This is a genomic window from Streptomyces sp. SID11385 (assembly GCF_010548245.1).
Lineage (GTDB): Bacteria > Actinomycetota > Actinomycetes > Streptomycetales > Streptomycetaceae > Streptomyces.
This window is the reverse complement of sequence record NZ_JAAGLR010000261.1, coordinates 1-3,853: the sequence shown is the minus strand read 5'-3', so window position 1 is coordinate 3,853 and position 3,853 is coordinate 1. Positions and strand designations below refer to the sequence as shown.

General features: G+C 74.8%; 1 protein-coding gene. It reads right to left on the bottom strand.

Annotated features, from left to right (window positions below; translation table 11 throughout):
- Window positions 1–3,853 (bottom strand): class I SAM-dependent methyltransferase (locus G3I42_RS08025; RefSeq protein WP_164283748.1); only part of this gene is annotated, 3,853 nt, incomplete at both ends.

Here is a 3,853-nt window from a genome sequence, read left to right as displayed (position 1 = left end):
GGGGTCGTTGGTGTACGGGGCGCCGGCGCCGCGCGGGCGGAACAGGCCCCCGGCGAGCCGGGGTTCGGCGCTGCCCGGAGCGAGGAACACGGCCTCGTACGCGCCCTCCCGCGCGGACCAGGTGGTCAGCACGCGGCGTCCGGCGGCCTCGCCGACGCGGTGGACGGACTCGGGGGCCACCCCGTCCGCGCGGGTGCGGCCGTCCGGGATGCCGGTCAGGCGCAGGGCGTCGGCGGTCCCTTCGAGGAGGCGGGCGGCGTCCTCCGCCGTCGTCCAGGGGGTTTCCCGCGCCGCGCCGAGGTCCGTGTCCGCCGGGCCCGCGTGGAGGACGACGTCGTAGCGGTGCCGGGTCAGCTCGTTGTCGTGGTGGCCGCGCTTGGTGCGCAGATCGGCCCCGTACCCGAGGCTCGTGAAGTAGTCGGGATCGACGAGGAGTTCCTTCTCCAGGCGCAGCCCGCGCGTCACCGCGCGCTCCAGGTCCTCGGGGGCGGTGCCGCGCGCCCGCTGGATCTCGGTGTGGAAGGTGCGGGCCAGGCGCAGGTTGCGCACGTCGCCGACGAAGAGGGCGCCGCCGGGGGCGAGGAGGCCCATCGCGCCCTCGATGACGGCGGTCAGGTACTCGACGCCGGGGAAGTACTGGATGACCGAGTTGATGACGACCGTGTCGAAGTACCCGGTGGGCAGGCCGCTCAGGTCGTCGGCGGGGCGGCAGCGCAGGTGGACGCGTGAGGCCAGCTCCGGGTCGGTGGACCGCAGTTCCGCCTCGATCTTGCGGATGACGGGGGCCGCGATGTCGGTCGCCCAGTACGCCTCGGTGTCCTTGGCGAGGCCGGAGAGGAGAAGCCCCGAGCCGACGCCGATCTCCAGGACGCGGCGCGGGCGCAGGGCGCGGATACGGTCGAGCGTGGCGGCGCGCCACTCGCTCATCTCGGCGAAGGGGATGGGCTGGCCGTCGTAGGAGCTGTCCCAGCCGTCGTAGCGTTCGGTGGAGACGGCGGTGCCGATCTTCTCGTACTCGTCGGTGTAGATCTCGCGCCACTCGCCGACCTGCGCCTCCTGCGCGGCGGTGCGGGCGTCCGCCTCGGCGCCCGAGGGGACGACGTAGCCGACGAGGCGGTCCTCGCGGACGACGACGGCGGCCTGGGAGACGAGCGGGTGGCGGCTGAGCGCCGTCTCGATCTCGCCGGGCTCGACGCGGTAGCCGCGGATCTTGACCTGGTCGTCGGTGCGGCCCAGGTAGTCCAGGTTGCCGTCGGGGCGGCGGCGCAGGAGGTCCCCGGTGCGGTACATGCGGGCGCCCGGCGCGCCGAAGGGGTCGGCGACGAAGCGTTCGGCGGTCAGCCCCGGGCGGTCCAGGTAGCCGCGCGCGAGGCCGACCCCCGCGATGTACAGCTCGCCGGGGACGCCGTCGGGCACGGGGCGCAGCCAGGCGTCGAGGAGGTGGGCGCGGGTGCCGCGGATGGGGCGGCCGACGGTGGGTGTCGCGCTGTCGGGGGTGCCGCCGCCGAGGGTGTTGATCGTGTACTCGGTGGGCCCGTACAGGTTGTAGCCGTAGGTGCCCTCGGTGTCGCGCAGCGCCGCCCAGACGGTCTCGGGGACGGCTTCGCCGCCGAGCAGGACGAGCGGGGGCACGTGGCCTTCGAGCAGGCCCTGCTCGATGAGGAGGCGCGCGTAGGTGGGGGTCACGTTGACGACGTCGACGCGGTGCTCGGCGCAGTAGGCGACCAGTGCCTCGGCGTCGCGTCGCAGGTCCTCGTCGCACACGTGGACCTCGTGGCCCTCGACGAGCCACAGCAGCTCTTCCCACGACATGTCGAAGGCGAAGGACACGGTGTGCGCGATGCGCAGGCGCCGGCCCCCGGCCGCGGCGACGGCCGGGGCGAAAACCTCCTTCTGGTGGTTGACCTGCATGTTCGTCAGCCCGCGGTACGGGGTGACGACGCCCTTGGGGCGGCCGGTGGAGCCGGAGGTGTAGATGACGTACGCGGGGTGTTCGAGGCTGAAGCGGCGGCGGACGGGGGTGTCGGGCAGCGCGGCGAGTTCGGCGCGCACCGCCGGGTCGTCCAGGAGGAGGCGCGGTACGTCCCCGGCGAGCGTCGCGGAGACCTCCGTACGGCTGAGCAGGAGCAGCGGACGGGCGTCGGCGAGCATGTCCGCGAGCCGGTCGGCAGGGTGGTCCAGCTCCAGCGGCAGGTACGCGGCGCCCGTGCGCAGGACGGCGAAGAGCGCCACGACCATGTCGAGCGAGCGGGGCAGGGCGAGCGCGACGACGCGTTCGGGACCGGCGCCGCGCGCGAGGAGCAGGCGCGCGGTGCGGTTGACGGCCGCGTCGAGTCCGGCGTACGTGAGCGTCTCGGCGCCGAAGACGAGGGCGGTGGCGTCCGGGGTGCGCGCGGCCTGCTCGGCGAGGAGGTCGGCGATGGTCTTCGCGGGCACCTCGACCTCGCTCGCGGCCCGCTCGGCGCGCAGCGCGGCGTGCTCGGCGGGGAGCAGCGCGTCGAGGGAGCCGACGGGCGCGTCGAGGTCGGCGCTCAGGCGGTCCACGAGGAGCGTGAAGCGGTCGAGAAGGGCCCGGGCCCGCTCGGCGGGGATCAGGTCGGGGCGGTGGCTCAGCGAGACGGTGACGCGCTCGCCGGGGGTGACGACGAGGTTCGCCGGGTAGTGCGTCGCGTCGACGTTGGCGACGGCGGTCGCGCCGTGGCGGGTGCGCAGGGCGTCGAGGCGGTCCTCGGTGTCGTTGTCGCGCAGGACGAAGAGGGTGTCGAAGAGCTTGCGGTGCCCGGTCTCGGCCTGGAGCACGCCGAGGCTGAGGTGTTCGTAGGGCATGAGCGCGAGGCGTTCGTCCTGCACGCGGCGCAGCAGGCCGAGGACGGACTCGGCGGGGTCGAGCGCGACCCGGGTGGGGACGGTGTTGAGGAAGAGGCCGATGATGTCGCCGACGGCGGGGACCTCGCTGGGGCGGCCCGCGACGGTCGTGCCGAAGACGACGTCGGTGCGGCCCGTCGCGGTGGCGAGGGTCAGTCCCCAGGCGGCGGTGAGGAAGGTGTTGAGGGTCAGTCCGTGGCGGCGTCCGCTCTCGCGCAGGCGGGCGCCGAGCGCGGCGGGCAGCCGCACGTCGAGCTGTGCGGGGATGACGGGTTCGAGCCCGTCCGCGGCCCCGGGGGCGAGCAGGGTCGGCTCATCGAGCCCGGCGAGGGCGGTGCGCCAGGCGGCGGTGGCCGCGGTGTCGTCCTGGCGGGCGAGCCAGGTCAGGTAGTCCTGGTAGCTGCCGGGGGCGGGCAGCGCGCGGGCGTCGCCCCCGTTCTCGTAGAGCGCGAACAGCTCGTCGAGGAAGAGCCAGGCGGACCAGCCGTCCCACAGGATGAGGTGGCGCCCGATGACGAGCCGGTCGCCGCGCGCGTCGCCGAGGCGCAGCAGGAGCAGCCGGAAGAGCGGGGGCGCGGACAGGTCGAAGCGGCGGGCGCGCTCGGCGTCGGTCAGCTCGCGGACGCGCGCTTCCTGCTCATGAGCCTCCAGGCCGGAGAGGTCCACCTCTTCGAGCGGGACCGCCGGACTGTCCACGATGAACTGCGCGGGCGCGTCGAGCCCTTCGCTCGTGAATCCGGCGCGCAGGCCGGGGTTGCGATCCAGGAGGGCGCGCACGGCGGCGCGCAGGCGGCCGGTGTCGAGGCGCGTCGCGAAGTCGAAGGTCTCGTGGACGGTGTAGACGTCGAGCGCGCCCTCGTCGTACGCGGAGTGGAAGAACAGGCCTTCCTGGAGCGGGGCGAGGGGCCACACGTCGGTGACGGCGGCGGGTGCGGCGAGCGCGCGGACGCGGGCGAGCGCGGCCTCGGGCAGAGCGAGGGCGGCCGGG